This is a genomic window from Mycolicibacterium sp. XJ870, from assembly GCF_053483975.1.
This window is the reverse complement of the sequence record NZ_JBEFTI010000001.1, coordinates 1,733,633-1,752,584: the sequence shown is the minus strand read 5'-3', so window position 1 is coordinate 1,752,584 and position 18,952 is coordinate 1,733,633. Positions and strand designations below refer to the sequence as shown.

Annotated in this window: 22 protein-coding genes; 14 read left to right on the top strand and 8 right to left on the bottom strand. The window is 64.8% G+C overall.

The window, feature by feature from the left end:
• Positions 1–171: 171 nt before the first annotated feature.
• The 4 genes from ruvB to ABQF30_RS08795 are packed head-to-tail and all read right to left on the bottom strand — an operon-like array spanning position 172 to position 3,014.
• Positions 172–1,239 carry a Holliday junction branch migration DNA helicase RuvB gene (gene ruvB / locus ABQF30_RS08810; RefSeq protein ID WP_448462398.1) on the bottom strand — a complete coding sequence of 356 codons (1,068 nt, stop codon included), beginning with the start codon at positions 1,237–1,239 and terminating at the stop codon, positions 172–174.
• Positions 1,240–1,241: 2 nt separating this feature from the next.
• Positions 1,242–1,829 carry a Holliday junction branch migration protein RuvA gene (ruvA, locus tag ABQF30_RS08805; protein WP_448462396.1) on the bottom strand — a complete coding sequence of 196 codons (588 nt, stop codon included), beginning with the start codon at positions 1,827–1,829 and terminating at the stop codon, positions 1,242–1,244.
• Complete coding sequence (gene ruvC, locus ABQF30_RS08800) at positions 1,826–2,383, bottom strand: crossover junction endodeoxyribonuclease RuvC (protein WP_448462394.1); 558 nt, start codon at positions 2,381–2,383, stop codon at positions 1,826–1,828. The genes ruvA and ruvC overlap by 4 nt, the downstream gene beginning before the upstream one ends.
• Positions 2,384–2,417: 34 nt before the next feature.
• On the bottom strand, positions 2,418–3,014 hold the full coding sequence (locus ABQF30_RS08795; protein WP_448462392.1) for a TetR/AcrR family transcriptional regulator: 597 nt from the start codon (positions 3,012–3,014) through the stop codon (positions 2,418–2,420).
• Positions 3,015–3,081: 67 nt separating this feature from the next.
• On the opposite strand from ABQF30_RS08795, the gene ABQF30_RS08790 reads away from it, so the two are divergent.
• Together ABQF30_RS08790 and ABQF30_RS08785 are read left to right on the top strand one after the other, a co-directional pair.
• On the top strand, positions 3,082–3,915 hold the full coding sequence (locus ABQF30_RS08790; protein WP_448462390.1) for an alpha/beta fold hydrolase: 834 nt from the start codon (positions 3,082–3,084) through the stop codon (positions 3,913–3,915).
• A 57-nt stretch (positions 3,916–3,972) separates the two neighbouring features.
• Positions 3,973–4,704, top strand: coding sequence for a GntR family transcriptional regulator (locus ABQF30_RS08785; protein ID WP_448462388.1), 732 nt, complete (start codon positions 3,973–3,975; stop codon positions 4,702–4,704).
• 6 nt (positions 4,705–4,710) lie between these two features.
• Here ABQF30_RS08785 and ABQF30_RS08780 read toward each other — a convergent pair whose 3' ends face one another.
• Complete coding sequence (locus ABQF30_RS08780) at positions 4,711–5,721, bottom strand: LLM class flavin-dependent oxidoreductase (RefSeq protein WP_448462386.1); 1,011 nt, start codon at positions 5,719–5,721, stop codon at positions 4,711–4,713.
• Positions 5,718–6,227 (bottom strand): ureidoglycolate lyase, encoded by a 510-nt coding sequence (locus tag ABQF30_RS08775; protein WP_448462385.1) that lies wholly within the window; start codon positions 6,225–6,227, stop codon positions 5,718–5,720. The genes ABQF30_RS08780 and ABQF30_RS08775 overlap by 4 nt, the downstream gene beginning before the upstream one ends.
• A 104-nt stretch (positions 6,228–6,331) precedes the next feature.
• Between ABQF30_RS08775 and ABQF30_RS08770 the strand changes: the two genes are divergently transcribed.
• The 12 genes from ABQF30_RS08770 to ABQF30_RS08715 all read left to right on the top strand — a co-directional run bounded on the left by ABQF30_RS08770 (position 6,332) and on the right by ABQF30_RS08715 (position 17,536).
• Positions 6,332–7,885: an AtzH-like domain-containing protein gene (locus tag ABQF30_RS08770; RefSeq protein WP_448462384.1), complete on the top strand. Its 1,554-nt coding sequence runs from the start codon at positions 6,332–6,334 to the stop codon at positions 7,883–7,885.
• A gap of 186 nt (positions 7,886–8,071) precedes the next feature.
• Positions 8,072–8,782, top strand: coding sequence for a FadR/GntR family transcriptional regulator (locus tag ABQF30_RS08765; RefSeq protein WP_448462383.1), 711 nt, complete (start codon positions 8,072–8,074; stop codon positions 8,780–8,782).
• A gap of 46 nt (positions 8,783–8,828) precedes the next feature.
• A complete protein-coding gene (locus ABQF30_RS08760; RefSeq protein ID WP_448462382.1) occupies positions 8,829–9,878 on the top strand; it encodes an ABC transporter substrate-binding protein in 1,050 nt (349 codons plus the stop codon).
• Between the two features lie 33 nt (positions 9,879–9,911).
• On the top strand, positions 9,912–11,273 hold the full coding sequence (locus tag ABQF30_RS08755; RefSeq protein ID WP_448462381.1) for an amidohydrolase family protein: 1,362 nt from the start codon (positions 9,912–9,914) through the stop codon (positions 11,271–11,273).
• Between the two features lie 2 nt (positions 11,274–11,275).
• The gene (locus tag ABQF30_RS08750; protein WP_448462380.1) at positions 11,276–12,046 is read left to right on the top strand and encodes an ABC transporter ATP-binding protein; all 771 of its coding nucleotides are present in this window, start codon (positions 11,276–11,278) and stop codon (positions 12,044–12,046) included.
• The gene (locus ABQF30_RS08745) at positions 12,043–12,909 is read left to right on the top strand and encodes an ABC transporter permease (protein ID WP_448462379.1); all 867 of its coding nucleotides are present in this window, start codon (positions 12,043–12,045) and stop codon (positions 12,907–12,909) included. The genes ABQF30_RS08750 and ABQF30_RS08745 overlap by 4 nt, the downstream gene beginning before the upstream one ends.
• Before the next feature lie 9 nt (positions 12,910–12,918).
• Positions 12,919–13,710 carry a creatininase family protein gene (locus ABQF30_RS08740; protein ID WP_448462378.1) on the top strand — a complete coding sequence of 264 codons (792 nt, stop codon included), beginning with the start codon at positions 12,919–12,921 and terminating at the stop codon, positions 13,708–13,710.
• Positions 13,710–14,453 carry a cysteine hydrolase family protein gene (locus ABQF30_RS08735; RefSeq protein ID WP_448462377.1) on the top strand — a complete coding sequence of 248 codons (744 nt, stop codon included), beginning with the start codon at positions 13,710–13,712 and terminating at the stop codon, positions 14,451–14,453. The genes ABQF30_RS08740 and ABQF30_RS08735 overlap by 1 nt, the downstream gene beginning before the upstream one ends.
• Positions 14,450–14,896 carry a cupin domain-containing protein gene (locus ABQF30_RS08730; RefSeq protein ID WP_448462376.1) on the top strand — a complete coding sequence of 149 codons (447 nt, stop codon included), beginning with the start codon at positions 14,450–14,452 and terminating at the stop codon, positions 14,894–14,896. Before ABQF30_RS08735 ends, ABQF30_RS08730 begins: the two co-directional genes overlap by 4 nt.
• On the top strand, positions 14,893–15,939 hold the full coding sequence (locus tag ABQF30_RS08725) for an acetamidase/formamidase family protein (protein ID WP_448462375.1): 1,047 nt from the start codon (positions 14,893–14,895) through the stop codon (positions 15,937–15,939). The genes ABQF30_RS08730 and ABQF30_RS08725 overlap by 4 nt, the downstream gene beginning before the upstream one ends.
• Positions 15,936–16,793, top strand: a complete 858-nt coding sequence (locus ABQF30_RS08720; RefSeq protein ID WP_448462374.1) for an MBL fold metallo-hydrolase — start codon at positions 15,936–15,938, stop codon at positions 16,791–16,793. The genes ABQF30_RS08725 and ABQF30_RS08720 overlap by 4 nt, the downstream gene beginning before the upstream one ends.
• 95 nt (positions 16,794–16,888) lie before the next feature.
• Positions 16,889–17,536, top strand: a complete 648-nt coding sequence (locus ABQF30_RS08715; RefSeq protein ID WP_448462373.1) for an SDR family oxidoreductase — start codon at positions 16,889–16,891, stop codon at positions 17,534–17,536.
• A 4-nt stretch (positions 17,537–17,540) separates the two neighbouring features.
• Here ABQF30_RS08715 and ABQF30_RS08710 read toward each other — a convergent pair whose 3' ends face one another.
• Together ABQF30_RS08710 and ABQF30_RS08705 are read right to left on the bottom strand one after the other, a co-directional pair.
• Complete coding sequence (locus ABQF30_RS08710) at positions 17,541–18,296, bottom strand: YebC/PmpR family DNA-binding transcriptional regulator (protein WP_448462372.1); 756 nt, start codon at positions 18,294–18,296, stop codon at positions 17,541–17,543.
• A 116-nt stretch (positions 18,297–18,412) separates the two neighbouring features.
• Positions 18,413–18,916, bottom strand: coding sequence for a hypothetical protein (locus ABQF30_RS08705; RefSeq protein WP_448462371.1), 504 nt, complete (start codon positions 18,914–18,916; stop codon positions 18,413–18,415).
• Positions 18,917–18,952 lie beyond the last annotated feature (36 nt).

The window sequence follows — 18,952 nt, the reverse complement described above, 5'->3', positions numbered from 1 at the left end:
AAGCCTTCCCCACAAGGGAAGATCCCCTGAGCGGCCGCGGTCCCACCAGGACCGCGGCCAATCAGTACGCTGCGCGAGCTGATGCGCGAGGCGGTCACCGCACACTCGACACGATTTTTCATCCCCACCACGGGGCGCAGCCCGCGGATAGCTGCTCGGCAGGAGAACGGCTTATTCAAACAGTCCGGTTTGGCCCAGCCCGGTAACCGGCGGCTGCATGCCCAGGTGCGTCCAGGCCAACGGTGTGGCGACCCGGCCCCGCGGGGTGCGGGCGACCATGCCCGCACGAACCAGAAACGGCTCGCAGACCTCCTCGACCGTGGCGGCCTCCTCCCCGACCGCCACCGCGAGCGTCGACACCCCCACGGGCCCGCCGCCGAAACTGCGGGTCAGCGCCGAAAGTACGGCGCGGTCGAGCCGATCGAGGCCCAATTCGTCCACGTCGTAGACCTCCAAGGCCGCCTTGGCGATGTCGCGGGTGATGACGCCGTCGGCGCGCACCTCGGCGTAATCGCGGACCCGGCGCAGCAGCCGGTTGGCGATGCGTGGTGTGCCGCGGGAGCGCCGCGCGATCTCCACGCCCGCCTCGGTCCCGAGTTCGATCCCGAGGATTCCCGCCGACCGGGTCAGCACCCGCTCCAACTCCACCGGTTCGTAGAAATCCATGTGCGCGGTGAACCCGAATCGGTCTCGGAGTGGACCGGTCAGCGCGCCGGACCGGGTCGTGGCGCCGACCAGGGTGAAGGGGGCCACCTCAAGCGGAATCGAGGTGGCGCCAGGGCCTTTCCCCACGACCACGTCGACGCGGAAATCCTCCATCGCCAGGTACAACATCTCCTCGGCCGGGCGGGCGATGCGGTGAATCTCGTCGATGAACAGCACGTCGTGTTCGACCAAGTTGGAAAGCATCGCCGCCAGGTCCCCGGCCCGTTCCAGCGCGGGGCCGGAGGTGACCCGCAGCGAGGTGCCCAGTTCAGCGGCGATGATCATCGCCAGCGAGGTCTTGCCCAGCCCGGGCGGGCCGGACAGCAGAATGTGATCCGGTGTGCCGCCGCGGTTTTTGGCGCCCTCGAGAACCAGCTGGAGCTGTTCCCGCACCCGGGGCTGGCCGATGAACTCCCCCAGCGAGCGGGGGCGCAGGCTGGCGTCGACATCGCCTTCGCCCACCGTGAGCGCCGGCGACATCTCCCGGTCAGACTGGTCGTCGGGTTCGTCGGCGTCGTTCTCAAACCGGCCCATCGCTACTTCTTACCAAGCATCGACAGCGCGGCCCGCAACGCGCTCGAGGTGGTGGCCTCAGGTTCGTTGGCGAGCACCTTGTCGGTGGCTTCCTCGGCTTGTTTTGCCGCAAACCCAAGGCCAACAAGCGCTTCGATGACCGGCGCCCGCACGGCATGGCCCCCGAACCCGACTCCCACTCCCGGCGTGACCGGACCGATCTTGTCGCGCAGTTCGAGCACCATCCGTTCGGCGCCACGCTTGCCTATGCCCGGAACTCGCGTCAGCGCAGTCACATCGCCGTCCGCAAGAGCCTGCCGTAGTGCCTGCGGGTCGTAGACCGCCAGCGTCGCCAAGGCGATCTTCGGGCCCACACCGGACACACCCAGCAGCGTCAGGAACAGATCCCTGGCGTCGCCGTCGGTGAACCCGTAGAGCGTCATCGAATCCTCGCGGACGATCATCGCGGTGATCAACCGGGACTCAGAGCCGCGGCGCAGGTTCGCCAGTGTCGACGGAGTCGCCATCACCTTGTAGCCGACGCCGGCCGCTTCGATGACGGCGTGATCGAGTGCGATGTCGATGACCTCACCGCGAACCGAGGCGATCATGCCCTTGCCGCCTTCAGTTTGGCTTGGTATTTGCGAAGCTGTTCGGCTGCCTTGGCCTCGGCGACGGCCATCCTCGCGATCATCGGAGCACGCCAGCAGTGACAGATGGCGAGCGCCAACGCGTCCGCGGCGTCGGCAGGTGTCGGTTTCGTTTGCAGTCCAAGGATCTTCGTGACCATCGTGGTGACCTGTGCCTTGTCGGCCCGGCCATTTCCGGTGACGGCGGCCTTGACCTCCGACGGGGTGTGGAAGTGCACGTCGATATCGCGTCTTGCCGCGGCCAACGCGATGACACCACCGGCCTGCCCGGTGCCCATCGCGGTGTTGGCATTCTGATTCGAGAACACCCGCTCGATAGCGATGACGTCGGGAAGGTGGGTGTCCATCCAGTATTCGGCGGCCTCACTGATCGCCAGCAGCCGCTTCTGAAGCGGCGCGTCAGCAGGTGTACGGACCACGTCGACATCGAGCGCGGTGACCTGTCGGCCCTTACCGCTCTCGATCACCGACAGGCCGCAGCGGGTCAACCCGGGATCGACTCCCATCACTCGCACGCCAGCCCCTTCGTCAGAACACCTGTTCGATAGCCTAACGCGCCGCGGCGACGGGATCGCGCAGGGACACGCCCCGGTAGCGCGGGCTAAGCGCCCGGCCGGCTACCAGCAGCGGTTCGACGTCACGCAGAGTGCGGGCCAGGATGAATGCGCCCTCGAGTGCCGCGATCAACGCGATGGTGACCTCTCTCGCGCCCGCGGGATCCAGGCCCCGCCGCTCGAAATACGCGGCACCCCCGTCGAACCAGCCGGTGAACACCTCAGCAGCGGTCTGCCGCAGATCCTCGACGGTATCGGCGGTCTCGGCGGCGACGGTGCCCACCGGGCACATGTTCGCGAACCCGGTCGCGGCCATGTCCTCGGCAGCCTGACGGAACACCCCTTCGATCGCGTCGCCGAGGTCGTCGAAGTTGTCGACGGTCGTCGGGATGAGCATCGCGTACGCGGCACCCGAGTTGACCAGCGTTTCCTGCGCAATCTGCAGCTTCCCGCCGCGGAAGTGGTGATACAGCGAACCGATCGGCGCGCCCGAGGCGGCCACGATGTCCTTCATGCCCACCGCGGCGTAACCCTTGTGCCGCATCAGCTCCGCCGTGGCGGTGAGGATTGCCTCTCGCGTGGACCTTGCCATGGGAACCTCCTACCGACAGACTAGAGCATATATTCTAGAATCAGTGTTCTAGCCCAGGAAGGTTGCTATGAAATCCGTCGAACTCAACGCCGGAACCGTCGAATACCGCGAGGAAGGAGACTCCGCGGACCCACCCGTGGTGCTCCTGCACGGCCTGCTGATGAACGACACCCAGTGGGACCTGGCACTACCGTTGCTGCCCAACGGCTTTCGTTATCTACTGCCCGTCCTCCCGATGGGCGGACACCGAGTCCCCATGCGGGAGGACGCCGATCTCACCCTCGACGGGATGGTCGGCGTCGTCGCGGATTTCCTCGACGCGCTCGATCTCACCGACGTCACGCTGGTGGTCACCGACTGGGGCGGGCCGCTCTTCCTCACCGACAGGGGCCGTGACAAGCGGGTCGCGCGGATGGTGATCTGCCCGACGGAGGCCTTCGACAACTTCCCGCCGGGACTACCGGGCAAGGTGGTGTGGCTCGGGACCAGAACCACCGGGACGCTGGGACTCGCCATGCGTCAGCTGCGTGTCCCGTGGGTGCGGCGGCGCTGGTTCGGTTTCGGGATGATGACGAAAAAGCCCATCCCACAAGACATTGCCGAGAGCTGGCTGTCGGCCGGTATCGCCGACCGGCGAATCCGCGCCGACCTGTTGAAATACAGCAGAACCACGTTCGCCAAAGCCGACCTGATCCGAGCCACCAACCGGCTGGCCGAGTTTCCCGGCGACGTCCTCGTCCTGTGGGGCCGCAACCGGGTGATGCCCGACGACCATGCCGAACGACTCGCCACACTGACCGGCGGACAGCTGCGCTACGTCGACGACGCCAGCGTGCTCGTCATGCTCGACCAGCCGGAACGTACCGCGCGGGAGATCGGCCGGTTCCTGACCGACGCGTAGGCTGCAGCGTTTCGCTTGTCCACTACCTGTCAGACAACCGAGAACTACACTTCCGCCATGACTCCGGCACCTCGTCCGTCCCCGAACGGCCGCACCGGCCTGCGGGCACGTCTCGAGGAGGTATGGCTGGAGTCCGCCCGGTCAGGTTCATACATGCCCGCCGAACCGGCGCTCGCCGAGCGGCTGGCAGTGTCGCGACCGGCCGTCCGCGAAGCCCTCGTCCGACTAGAGGAACGCGGTTACATCCGTCGCCGCCAAGGTGCCGACACCACCATCAACCGCCGGATGTTGGACGTCTCTGCCCGGATCGACGAACAGATCGACCGATCCGAGCTGATCGCATCCACGGGTCGACAAGCTTCGATGACGTTGGTGGAGAACCGGATCGATTCCCCTTGTCCCGAAGAAGTCGTGCAGTACGAGGTCGCTGCCGACGCTCGAGTGCTGAGGACCACCAAAGTGTGGCATGCCGACGGCAAGCCGGTCATCCGTGCCAACGACTCGATCGTGCTACCCGACTCGGCTCCCGCTGAGATCGACGCCACCAGACCGGTCTTCGACATCGCCGCGGAGTTCGGCCTCGGTGACACCGAATGGGAGATCGTCTATCCGTCAGCGACCGCAGTCTCAGCTCGCGACTCGACACTGCTCGACATGCCTGAAGGCAACCCAGCGCTCACCATGGAAGTCGTGGGGGTCAACCGCGCGGGCTTCACCGCCTACTGGGCATCTGAGCTTCATTCGACAAATGCGTTTCAGCACACCGTGATCCGGCTTGTTCGCAGATAGCCGTCCTCACGACGCGACCAGCACCGGCTCGAGCTTGGGCCATACCTCGGTGGCGAAAAGCTGCAATGATCTGCGCGTGCACTCAGCCGGAAGTCGCGGAAACTGCACCAACAGATCGAGACGATCCACACCCGTGATGTCCACGTACGCTGAAAGCGCCTCAGCCACTTGGTCGGGTGTCCCGAGGATCACATTGGCTTGGTACAGCCACTCGTCGACCGTCTGCGGCCGTTCAAGCAGCAATCCGGCCGCGATGGCCTCCCTTGCGTACTTGGCATCCGGTCCGGCGATCAACACGCTGTACACCTCGAAGGCGGCTTCGAATTCTGCCCAGGCCCGCTCACGTGATTCCGCAATGTGGACGGCTCGCACACCGCGGATCTGACCCACGCCACCGCCCGCCCGATAGCGACGAATATGTTCAGCCTGCGCGTGGGCGTTCTCTGCCTGCCCGACAACGAAGTTCAGTGCGTTACGGGCGGCATGCTCCACCGACGCCTCATCCCGGCAGGCCGCCCACAGATTTGCCCTGACACGCGCACCGTCATCGAACGTGAGTGTCGGCAGAGCATCGGATGCTTCCCCATCGAGCAGCCGCAGGATCTCGTCGAGCCTCGCCCGAAAGATATGTTGACGCCGTGATCGCTCGTCGCCCACGTAGCCAGTCCCCTGCCCGATTCCGAAATCCGCACGCCCAGCCGTGAGCAGATCAAGCATGCACATTTCCTCGGCAGCACGAGTCGCGCTGATGTCGGGCAGCACCTTCACGCCAGTGCCGAACCGCATCCGCGGTATCTGCGTGGCCGCCTTGGTGAGCAGCATCTCCGGGTGCGCGATCCGCCCATAGAAGCTTCGCCCCGACGGCACGAAGTGATGTTCGCCGACCCACACCGCGTCGAAGCCCAAATCCGCCGCAAGCCCGAAGTCAGCGAGGGCTCGATCCACGAGGGCCGCCGTGGAGACGTCGGGCGTCTCCCACATTTGATACAGCAGTCCGACAGGCACGTCGCGCGTCATGGGCGAGGTTCCGCAACCGCCACGAATTCGACTCCTTCGAACGAATAATTCTGATGGTCAACCTCGTTTGTGTCTTCCAGCTCAAGATTGAAGAACGACATGGCGTCGCCTTCGAAGAACGGGCCGGCATGCCAGGTGCCTCTGTGGAGCAGCACCGCTACGTGCCCGGGAACGCGAAAAACCGCGACTTGCTCGATTGCCGGCCGCGCCTCAGATTTATCGACGGCGCCGGGGGGTGCCACGGCGATCATCCATTCTCCGCCTCCGACCGCGGCCAACGTCTGCGTGACACTCCGGTGTCGCGTCAGGGAGGTGAAGCGTGCGGGGCGGTTCTGCAGCGCCATCACGTAGAAGCGGGGCCGACCTCGTGACAAGTCGAGCAGGCGCTCGCCCGGGCGGGGAGCCTCACCGTCGGGAACCGCGGACAGCACCGCACCAAATGGCGCGAACGCTTCCTCGGCAAGAGTCTGGATCAGGATCTGCCGTGTCGAGACAACAGAACTCATCGGTCACCTCCCAGCCACATGCGATGCCGGCGACGCTAGCACATGTCAGACATGTTGAACGGATCTGTCACGCGGGTGAAACAATCGGGGTGCACTCTGTGCTCATGAGCACCAGTGTCGAATCCTCAGTCCTGGCGGTTGATGACGCCAATCCCGCTCTCATGCAGTCCTTTTGGCGCTACGAGTCAGCATTGATGGCCAATGACGTTGCAGCCTTGGATGATTTGTTCTGGAATGACGAGGAGACCGTTCGCGCCGACCACACCGCAGTTCTGCTCGGTCATGACGCGATCGCCCGCTTCCGAGCGTCCCGCACTCAGGGCGCCCCTGCCCGCACCATCACCGCGGTGCATGTTCGGGAGCTGTCGGAGGGCAGCACCTTGATCCTGGCGGAAACCTGTCGACCCAACGGTGCGCGCGGTCTGCAAACCCAGGCTTGGCGGCTTACCGAGGACGGGTGGAAGGTGGCCTACGCACACGTCAGTGCCGGGCCGGCACGCGACGCAACAGTCTGGCGCAAGGTGGGCGCACCATTAGTACATGCCACCGGTGACGGCGCATTGACGGGGCTGTCAGTGGCGGTCAAGGACCTCTACTCCATTGCCGGTGAGCCAGTTGGCGGGGGCACACCTCATTACCTGAAGCATTCACCAATCGAGTCCGAGCACGCCGCCGCGGTCGCTGCGCTACTCGCCCAGGGCGCCTCGGTGACCGGGATCGCACATACCGACGAACTCGCCTACAGCCTCGGTGGGATCAACCCATACTACGGGACACCTCCGAACCCTGCTGCGCCCGAGCGTATTCCGGGAGGATCATCGAGCGGGCCGGCGGTTGCCGTGTCCGCTGGGGAGGTCGACCTGGGGCTCGGTACCGACACGGCGGGATCGATTCGCGTCCCGGCCTCCTACCAGGGCATCTGGGGCTTCCGCCCGAGCCATGGCGTAATCGACTCCACGGGCCTGCTACCGATGGCACCATCCTTCGACACCGTCGGACTGCTCGCCCGCAGCCTCGACACCCTTACGCTCGGGGTCAACGCGCTCGTCCCGCCACAACCAGCAGACGACATCGACGAGGTCGTCATCGATCCGACGCTGCTCGCCTATGCGGAACCCGAGGTAGCTCAGGCCTTCTGGTCGAGCACACGAAAGATCGCCGAGTTCATGCCGGTGTCCCAACGAGACATCACCGCGGGCCGACTGGAGGAATGGTTCCGAGCATTCCGCACCGTGCAGGCCTATGAGGCGTGGCAGACGCACGGGAACTTCCTGACCAGACATCCGGACGCAGTGACCGGCGACGTGGCCGAACGTTTCCGGGCTGCGTCGACTGTGACCGCACCCGAGGCCGATGTCGCACGCACAGTGATCGCCGCGGCTCGCGACCACCTGTCATCACAACTCGGTGCAACCACAGCACTCCTGTTGCCGAGCGCATCGAGCGTCGCACCGTTGCGCAGGAGCGAGTCGGCAGAACGCGCCCGCACCGCGACCCTCCATCTGACCTGTGTGGCCAGCCTGTCGGGGCGCCCGGCAGTCTCGGCCCCATGTCTCGCCGTTGGCGACGCTCCGGCGGGTCTCAGTGCCATCGGAGCGCCGGACGGCGACCACGCCCTCCTGCGATTCGCCAACCACCACTTGCGATTCCACCTCTGACCCTCAATCCGAAGAGCCCGCACCGTCTCTGGTGCGGGCTCTTCTGTTACGCCGAGATTTCCACGCGTCAAGAGTTTGTTGCATCCCGCTTCTCGCCGCGCGAACGCACTTATCGCCGCCATACGATGCGTTCATCAGATGGTCCGACCAATCAGACCAAACCACTCAATCGTCGACGGGATCCCTGTGACTGAGCTTCCGCAGCTGGGCGGCTTCGCGCGTCGCTCCACGTCGATCGGCGTCGAGATCGTCGCGCACTTCGAGCGGTTGATTTGCACCGGCGAGCTGGCCCCGGGAACTCGGTTGCCCTCCGAGCGGGATCTGGCCTCCTCCCTCAACGTTTCCCGGACCTCCCTGCGAGAGGCCATGCACGAGTTGGAAGTCAAGAACATGGTGGCCCGGCGGCCCGGCCGGGGAACCATCGTCACCGAGCCGACCAGCAGGGCGAATGACCTGTACGAACGTATTTCTGACGCCGAACGCACGCTTCGGGATGTCGCCGAACTGCGCGAGACCATCGAGCCGCGCTTCGCCGAACTCGCGGCGCGCCGCATCACCGACTCGACCCTTATCGCGTTGGAAACCGTCCTCCAAGGATCGCGGCAACCGCTCACTCAGGAAGAATCGATTAAGCAGGACATCGCTTTTCACATGTTGGTGGCGCAGGCGTCCCAGAATCGGTTGCTCGTGGCGCTCGGCACGCTGGCCAACGAATGGACTGCAACCACACGAGCACTCTCGCACGCCGACGCGCCTTCGCGCCGCCTGTCCCAGGAGGGGCACCAGCGGATCTACCTGCGGCTGCGCGACCATGACCCGAAGGCTGCGAGACAGGCGATGCTGCAACACCTTTCCGAGGTAGCCGAGATGACCCGATCGCACCATCCGTCGTTCTGATCAACGTCGATCACCGATTCGTCCACCACCCACAGAAAGTTGTCCCATGGAGAAAGCACGTCCCCGTCGGCGGCTGCGCCGCGTGGCAGTCGCGGCTGTCGCGTCCGCCTTGGCATTGGGCACCGCCGCATGCGGCTCCGGCTCTTCGCCGTCCGGTTCGGGAGCCATCGCGATGACCGTGGTGCTGCCGTGGTATGCCGACCCCGAAGGTGGCGGATACTTTGCGGCGCAATCGGAGAACCTCTACAAGGACAAGAATCTCGACGTCACTCTGCAGCCAGGTGGCCCCCAGGTGTCGGCCACCCAGCTGGTCGCATCCGGACGGGCACAGATCGGCCACACCGACGCCGCCGGCATCGTGCAGGCCCAGCAGCAGGGCATCCCGGTTGTCGCGATTGCCGCTCTCTACCAGGACAATCCCGTCGGCATCGTGTCACACAAGGACCAGAACATCACGTCGTTCGACGCGATGAAGGGACGCGCCCTGGTCAGCCAGGCCGGCGCGCTCTACCCGGTGTGGCTGGACAAGGAGCTCGGCATTCCGCTGAAGACGATGCAGTATCAGGGCTCCATCGCCAACTTCCTCAAAGATCCGACGCTGCTGCAGCAGGGATGGCCGACCAATGAGGTGCGCCAGGCCGAGGAGGCCGGGGTCCCGGTGAACTTCGTCGCCTACTCGGAATCCGGTTTCAATCCGTACAACGATGTCGTCTTCACCTCCAGGGATTACTTGGCATCCCACAAAGCGGAACTGAAGACGTTCCTGGAAACCAGCATTCAAGGCTGGCACGACTACATGTCCGACGTGGACGTCGCGACCCGGGCGAACGAGGCGATCCTCAAGGCCAACAACGAGCAGTCCAAGGAATCGGTGTGGTACGCGTGGGATGCGCAGCGCAAATATGTCGTCTCCGGTGACGGCGCCGCACAGCTCGGTGCGATGACCGACCAGCGCTGGTCAACACTGATCGATCAGCTCAAGAAGCTGGGCCACATTCAGAAGGACGTCACGCCCGCCGATCTCTTCGATGCGAGCCTGCTACCCACGATCGCAGCTCCCACCGATCTGCCCCCCGCTCCCGCGGGAGCGAACTGAGCGCGGTCACCGAGAATGACTGGGAAATCGGCTATGAGAACGGTATTCACTGGAGGCGCGATCGTGGTCGACGCCTACTCCGAGATGCCGTCGGGCTTCGTCGTCGTCGACGGCGGTGTGATCACCGAAGTCGGCGGCGGAGAAGCTCCGCAGGATCTGTTGGCGACCGCCGACCGCATCGTCGACACCTTCGGTCATGCGGTGATACCCGGTTTCATCAACGCCCACTGTCATCTCTTCCAGTCGATGCTGCGAGGCATCAACACCTCACAGTGTCTGGAGGACTGGCTGGCCAACGACATCTGGCCGTACACCGGCCGGCTCCGGCCCGAGGACATGTATCTGGCAGCCATGTCGGGATTGTTGGAGAACCTGCGATCCGGTGTCACCACGGTGCTGGAGAACCAGTACGTCCACCATCACCTCGACAACACCGACCACGTCGCTCGCGCCTTCCGGGATATCGGCATCCGTGGCCTCATCGCACGGGGTGGGGTTGACATGGACACCACCGGCGTCCGGATGTCCCGCCTGGAAACTGTCGACGAATACCTAGAGAACCTGACGGCATTCACGTCGGCATGGGACGGTGCCGCATCCGGTCGGATCCGGTGTGAAGCCGCCATCCAGACGACCTGGCTCGCCTCTCGTGAGCTCTGCGACCGCGTCGGTGACCACCTCGCGCGCACGGGAATCGGCCTGCACGCACATTGCGCCGAGACCCGGGCCAGTGTGCGCTCCACCCTGGACAACCACGGGCTGCGAGAAGTCGACTATTTTCGCGCACACGGACTCGTGAGCCCTGCCACTCAGCTCGTCCACTGCGTGTGGCTGGAGCAGGACGAGCGCGAACGGATCGCCGAACTCGGCGCCACCGTCGTGACCTGTCCGACGTCCAACGCGTATCTCGCATCAGGGCCGGCCCCCGTCTCCGAGCTACGTGCGCTGGGCGTACCGGTAGCGATCGGCTGTGACGGGCCCGGAAGCAACAACGGGCAGAACATGTTCGAGGCTCTGAAGTGGTCGGTGCTCTCTGATCGCCTCCGCACCCTCGATGCGAGTCGTATGAGTGAGATCGACGCACTCGACATGGTGTGGCGGGGCGGCGCCCGGGCCGTCGGTCTCGACGACGCGCTCGGCGCGGTGAGCGCCGGGTATCGAGCCGACCTCGTCACCATCGACGTCGAGTCCCCCGCCTACTCCGGGTCATCGACGTTGCGGCGCGGCCTGGTCTTCGCCGGCACCCCTGCCGACGTCCGAAGTGTGTGGGTCGACGGTGAGCAGGTGATCCGAGACGGCGAGGCGCTCACCGTAGACCGGCGAGACATCCATCGATCGCTGCGCGCACGACGTGCCTCGATCATCAACCACGAGGACATGGCGGTGAATCGGTGACCATGACGATGACCGAAACGGGTTCACAACGGACCGGCGAGGACCTGGTTGCCTTCCACTCCGCGGACAAGGTCTACGGCAACGGGTTCCGGGCGTTGGCACCCATCGACCTGTCGGTACGGCGGGGCGAGATCACGGTGTTGGTGGGTCCCTCCGGCTGCGGCAAGACGACGCTGCTGAGGATGGCCGCGGGGCTCACGGATCCCACGTCCGGGACGATGACCCGCGACACCGATCGGATGTCGTATGTGTTCCAGGATCCCACTCTTCTGGCCTGGAGGAACGTGCAGGCCAACGTGGAGGTGATCGCCAAACTCCAGAAAGTGCCGCGCCGGGAGCGACGGGAACGAGCCGATCAGGCGATCAAGATGGTCGGACTCGACGGATTCCAGAAGTCCTATCCGCGCGAACTTTCCGGCGGCATGAAGATGCGGGCGTCGCTGGCCAGATCGGTGACCAGCGACCCCGAACTACTGCTGATGGACGAACCTTTCGCCGCGCTCGACGAATTCACTCGCGAGAAGATGGGCGCCGAACTACTCCGCCTGTGGCGCGAAAAACAATTCAGCGTCTTGTTCATCACGCACTCCATCTACGAGGCATGCACGCTGGGCCATCAGATCGCGATCATGAACACCGGCCCGGGTCACGTCGTCGAGGTCATCAAATCGCCCAGTCCCCCGTCCCTCGACCCGGACGTCGAGCGCGACGAGCGTGCTCTACGAGCGCTGCAAGAACAGATCTCCGTCAAGCTAGGGAGCTTTCGCGAATGACCGTCATCGATTCACCCTCACTGTTGACGAAGATGGTCAAACCCAGAGCGACCACGAGGCCAACCGAATCCCGCACCCTGGGCGATCGTCTACGGCGGGCGCTCCCGCCGATGGGCGCGTTCGTTCTCGCCATCGCACTGTGGCAGTTGATCATCGTCGTCTTCGACATCCCGTCGTACATGTTGCCCTCGCCGTGGGCGCTGCTCGAAACGCTCTGGGAAGAACGGACGACGATCTGGCAGCCGACCTGGGTGACAGTTCAGGAGTCCTATCTGGCGTTCTTGGTGGCCACCGTCGCCGGCGTGGCGATCGCGCTGGTGATGGCGCGCTGGAACATCACCGAGCGCGGTTTCTACCCGTATCTGATTGTGTTGCAGACGATTCCCATCGTTGCGATCGCACCATTGTTCGTCGTGTGGATTGGTCCGGGACAGATCACCAACATGCTGGTCGGTGCCATGATCGCGCTGTTCCCGGTGGCCGCCAACACATTGCACGGGCTCAAGTCGGTCGACCGCAACCTCGTGCAGCTCTATTCGATGGCGGGGGCGCCGCCCCGGGTGACGATGTTCTCGTTGCGGCTGCCGGGAGCGTCGCCGTCGATCCTCACCGGAATGCGTATCGCCGCAGGGTCATCGGTGATCGGCGCGATCGTCGGCGAGTTCGTCGCCGGTGTCGGCGGCGGTGAGGGCGGTCTCGGCTACATCATCACCCAGAGCGCCGTGCAGCTTCGCACCCCGCAACTGTTCGTCGCCGTGGTTATGGCCAGCGTGGTGTCGTTGGTGCTGTTCGGGTTCGTGGTGGTGCTCGAACGACTGCTGCTGTCTCGATGGCACGAATCCGCTCTGCCCGATGACGAATAAGGAACTGACATGACACGCATCTTCCAGCTCGCCCACCTGACCACCACCGATGTCGAGGCGATCGACAAGTCCGATGCTGTGGTCGTCCAGCCCATCGGGGCTGTCGAACAGCACGGGCCGCATCTGCCGCTGATCACCGACGCCATGCACGCCGAGGTGATCACCGCCACTGCGGTGGAAAGCCTCCCCGACGACTGCAACATCTGGGTGCTGCCGACCCTGCACTATGGCAAGTCCACCGAACACCTCGGCCGCTGCGGCACCATCGCCATGTCCGCTGCCACGTTGATGGCGGTTTGCATGGATCTCGGCAATTCACTTGCCGCCAGCGGTTTCCGCAAGCTCGTCTTCGTCAATGGACACGGCGGACAACCCGGCCTGCTCGATGTGGTCGCCCGCGACATCCGCCATCAGACCGGTTTGGAGGTTTTCCCGGTGATGCCGATGCGCTTCCCAACCCCTCCCGAGGTGGATCGCAACGAAGACGGATTCGACATTCACGGTGGGTATGGCGAGACGTCGATCATGATGGCGATCGCCCCCGAACTCGTCCACCACGAACGCGCCTTCGCCGACGGGCAGGCGGCCGCAGCCGAATTCGGAAAGTACAAGCATCTGACGTTGGAGGGTGTGTTGCCGACCGCGTGGCTCACTGATGACATCTCGAATTCTGGGACCATCGGCGACCCGACCAACGCCAGCGTCGACGTCGGCAAGGCGATTCTGGCGTCCGCCGCCGAACAACTAGCCGAATCCCTGCTGGAGGTCCGTGCGTTCAACTTTCCTGCCCGGGCCCGGTGATGAGCAGGAACGTCTGGACGCTGACACCCGGCCACGCCGACCTCCGCCGCCAGGACCGTGCGCCGTGTCCGCTCAATTTTCCCGCGGAATCATCAAGCGTCACCATTGATCTCGCCCGGACCGCGATGATAGTCGTCGACATGCAGAACGATTTCGTCACCGAAGGCGGATGGTTGCATTCCATCGGTGTCGACGTCTCCGGCGCCGCAGGAGCGGTGGACGCACTCAACGAGGGGCTGCCGATACTTCGGGGAGCCGGGGTGCCGGTGATCTGGGTGAATTGGGGCAACCGGATCGACAGGGCAAACCTTCCACCCGGCGTGTTACATGTGTACGACGCAGAGGGCGTCGGAGGCGGGATCGGCGACAAGGCTGACAGGTCCGAAGCCGTTCTCACTCGCGGGAGTTGGGGTGCAGCCGTCACGTCGGAACTGAAGCCCGACGCCGATGACGTTTTCGTCGACAAATACCGCATGAGCGGCTTCTTCGACACCGAGCTCGAGTCGATCCTGCGAAATCTCCGGGTCGACACCCTGCTGTTCGGGGGCGTCAACGCCGATCAGTGCGTCTACGCCACTTTGGTTGATGCGGCCTGCCTGGGTTACGACGTGATCATGCTCGAGGACGCCGTCGCGACCACCTCGCCGTCGTACTGCATGGATGCCACCGTCTACAACGTCCGCCAATGCTACGGATTCACAGCACATCTCGACGCGTTGGTGGCCGGAATCGAGGAATCGTGACCACTGCCCCCATCGTGCACGACGTCGCCGGTCTGATGGCTTACAAGATCAGTTCGAGTGACACCGTCGTACTCGTCGTATTGTCCGGCCCCAAGACATCGGGTTCGGACACCACCGTATGTTTCGAGATCTGGGAGCCGGGCGGCTCGCAGCCGGACAACTCACACCCCGAGTCGACCGAGACCTTTGTGGTTCTGCGCGGCAATGGCGTTGCGCACAGCGACGAACATATTGCGAAACTCAGTGCCGGGTCGGTGATCGTGCTCCCTCCCGGATCAGTCCATCGCATCGTCAACACCTCGGACGACGAGAAGATGTACACCATCACAGTTATGGAGAACGACGGCGGCTTCGAGGACCTCATCCTCCGCGGAACCCCGACGGATCTGACCGCAGACGACGTTGCCGTGCTCGCCACCTCGTACGGGGCCACGGCCGAGTGAGGACCGCCACCACCCATCACCTGGCATCGACCCCCGACACGGTGCTGTGGGGTGAACTGCCGTGTGCTGACGACGCGCCGGTCACCGCCATGCGGCCCGGCGAGCTAGTCACGATCGATACAGTGAGCCACGAGGGCATCCTTCCCGACCAAGGCGGCGATCCGCGGCGGTTCTTCGCCCAATTCGGCGTCCCCTTCCGCGATGTCTTGCCCGATTCCGTCGATATCGCCGCCTCGTCCCTGCGCGCGGGCAGCGATATCGGCCCGCATGTGGTGACGGGCCCCATCGCAGTGCGGGGCGCCAATCCCGGGGACCTCCTTGCGATCACCGTCGTAGATCTCAAACGACGTGCCGATTACGGGATCGTGTCGTCGCGCCACGGCAAAGGCGCACTGCCCGAAAGCTTTCCCGCTGGAGAGATCACCAGTGTGTTCTGCAGGGCCGCGGGCGATCTCGGCTTTCTGCCACTGGCGCAGAATGAATCGGCATACGCGGGTACGGGCCGATCGATCCGGTTTCCGCTCCAGCCCTTTCTAGGCATCATCGGCGTCGCTGCAGCCGGCTCCGTACGTCCCAACTCCGTGCCACCGGGGCTGTACGGCGGAAATCTCGACATCACCCTTCTCGGGGTCGGGGCGACGCTCTACCTGCCGGTGCAGGTGCCGGATGCACTGCTCTACGTTGGTGACCCGCACTACGCGCAAGGCGATGGCGAGGTCGCGCTGACCGCATTCGAGGCCCCGCTGCGGAGCACCCTGAGGGTCGACGTTGTGCCGGGAGCCGCCCGCACCGTGAACGGACGACCGTTCGCCGAGACCGACGACCTGCTCATCAGCATCGGTCTCGACGCCGATCTGGATGAAGCATGCCGTGAGAGTGTCCGGGCGGCACTGGATCTCCTGGCTTATCGATACGAGGTTCCGCGGCATTTCGCCTACGCCTACCTCAGTGCCGCGGCCGATGTACGGATCTCACAGGTCGTGGACCAGGTGAAGGGCTGCCACACGGTCATGCGCAAGGCCGACTTCCAGGAGTGGACGTGACGGTCGGATGGTTTGCCTTGCGCGACTACGGTTCCGGGGTCTACCTCATCTCCGAACCGGGGCATGTCAACAGCTATCTGATCGTCGGGTCCGAGCGAGCGTTGCTCTTCGACACCGGACTGGGGATCAGCGACATAAGCGAGGTCATACGTCGCGTCACTGAGCTGCCGCTGGTGGTGGTCAACTCGCATCACCATTTCGATCACCGGGGCGGAAATCAGCACCTCGATGCCGAGGAATTCATGTGTCACCGATCGGGTCTCGGCCTCTACGGCGAGATTCCCGCTTCGGAGCTCGCAGCGTATCTCGACGGAGCGGAACGAACGTTCGCCACCTACAGCCGCTTCCGAGAACTGGACAAGGTCAAGTTCTTCCTCAGTCCCGACGACCTGACCATGCGGCCGATCCCCGACCTCAGCGCCTGGGCGATCCCGGCAACGCCACCTACCCGCGGACTCGACCACGGTGACACCGTCGACCTCGGCGGCCGGCAGCTCACCGCCTTGCACACTCCCGGCCACGTGCCGGATTCGTTGTGCCTGTGGGAAGAGCGGACCGGAATCCTCTTCTGCGGTGACACCCTGCTGACGACGACATATTGGGCCCACCTCCCCGACAGTGATGTGTCAGTGTTCGCAGCGTCGCTGGCATCGCTGGCAGAGCTACCGGTGGTGAAGGCATTCGTCGGCCACAATCTCGTCGCCGACGTCGATCGGGCGTTTGTGCAGCAGGTGGCGGGTGCGTTTGCCGAATTATCCGGTAACCCCGCCCGCGGCGAGATCGTCGACGGACCACATGGTGAACCCGTTCGGCGGACCGAGGGACAGGGCTTCGCGATCCTGTCGAAGGCATAACGCTGGATCGGCTCGTAGGCTGCTGCTGTGGCAGTTGGTTACGAACGTTCCCAGGTATTCGCCGCCTGACGGTGGCCTCACAGGAGGTAGAGACATTGCGCGTCGTAATCGCCGGTGGACACGGAAAGATCGCGCTCATCCTGGAGCGGCTGCTCGCCGACCGGGGCGATTCGGTGTCCGGGCTCATCCGTAATCCGGCACAGACCGCCGACCTGGAAGCCGCCGGCGCCCAGGGCATCGTGCTTGATCTTGAGCAGGCCTCGGTCGCCGAGGTGGCCGAGGCGGTACGCGGGGCCGATGCCGTGGTGTTCGCGGCGGGTGCCGGTCCCGGCAGCGGTGTGGCCCGCAAGGAGACCGTCGACCGCGATGCCGCGATCCTGCTGGCCGATGCGGCCGAAGCCGCGGGAGTGGGCCGCTACGTGATGGTCTCTGCGATTTCCGCCGACGACCGCTCCCTCGACGACTCCTACGACGAGGTGTTCCTGGCCTACATCCGGGCCAAGGCCGATGCCGACGCGAATGTGCGGGAGCGCAGTGGGCTGCGGACGACGATTGTGCGCCCCGGCGGCCTGACCAACGAGCCGGGCACGGGCAAGGTGCAAATCGCCGATTCGACCGGGCGCGGCAGCATTCCACGCGTCGACGTCGCGCACGTTCTGCTTGCGGTACTGGACAACCCGGATACCGCAGGCCGGACCTTCGAGGTCATCGCCGGCGACACCCCGATTGCCGAGGCGCTCTAGGGAATTAGTCTTCGTCGAGCTGGGCTGCGACGTCGTCCGGGATGTCGATGTTGGTGTACACGTCCTGGACGTCGTCGCTGTCCTCCAGCGCGTCGACGAGCTTGAGGACCTTGCGGGCGCCTTCGAGGTCGACGGGGACAGTCACCGACGGCTGGAAGCTGGCCTCCGCCGAGTCATAGTCGATGCCCGCGTCCTGCAGTGCCGTACGAACCGCCACCAGATCGGTGGGCTCGGAGATCACCTCGAACGCGTCGCCGAGATCGTTGACTTCCTCGGCCCCGGCCTCGAGCACGGCCGTCAACACGTCGTCCTCGGCCAGCCCGTTCTTCTCCAGTGTCACCACTCCCTTACGGGAGAACAGGTAGGCCACCGAACCCGGATCAGCCATGTTGCCGCCGTTGCGGGTCATCGCGACCCGGACCTCACCGGCAGCACGGTTGCGGTTGTCGGTGAGGCATTCGATGAGCACGGCGACGCCGTTGGGGCCGTAGCCCTCGTACATGATGGTCTGGTAGTCGGCCCCGCCGGCTTCTTCACCGGCACCACGCTTGCGCGCGCGCTCGATGTTGTCGTTGGGCACCGACGTCTTCTTGGCCTTCTGGATGGCGTCGTAGAGTGTCGGGTTTCCGGCCGGATCGCCGCCGCCGGTACGGGCCGCCACCTCGATGTTCTTGATCAGCCGGGCGAACTCTTTGCCGCGGCGGGCATCTTTGACGGCCTTCTGGTGCTTGGTGGTGGCCCACTTGGAATGGCCGCTCATGCAGGTACGCCCTCTTTCTGGTCAAACTCCGGCTGTTCAGTCTACGTGCGCACTCGCCGAGACCGACGCAATGGCTGTCCCAAGCGCGCGGATCGACCAATGCGTCGGGTTCGACGCTATCGGCCGGCCCAGATCGGGATCGGATCGTCGGGGTGATCGACAACGCGGAACGCCTGCGCCGGTGTGATGACAGCCGTCCGGGGCAGAAGCGTCACCGCATCCCACCGGTCACCGTCGATGTCGATCTGCACCGTGACGACCGAGGCGTCAGCGATCACATGCGCCCCGGGCGACGAGCGGGCGTCGACGGAGACCCCGGAGTCCTGGACGGCGACGACAGCGGCAGTACGTGTCGGAGCGCCTACGAGGTTGAGGGCATAGGCCTGCTCGTACCGGCGCACCGCCGTCATTGCGAGCCGCTCTCTGGCGACGCGCTCGGCGAAGGTGTCTGCGCGAAGGAGCGTTCTCATGAACCACCGGCTCGACCGCTCCGTCGTGGTGAAAGTGGACACGGCATCGAGTTCGTTTGGCGTGTAGGCCCACTCCTTCGGGAGCCAGGCGCCTTCCCCTGGCGTCTTCCAGTAGTACTTGCCGCCGCTGACGTAGCGTCTCATGTTCACCAGGCCGATACTTCAGCCCGACGGCGTCTACCGATC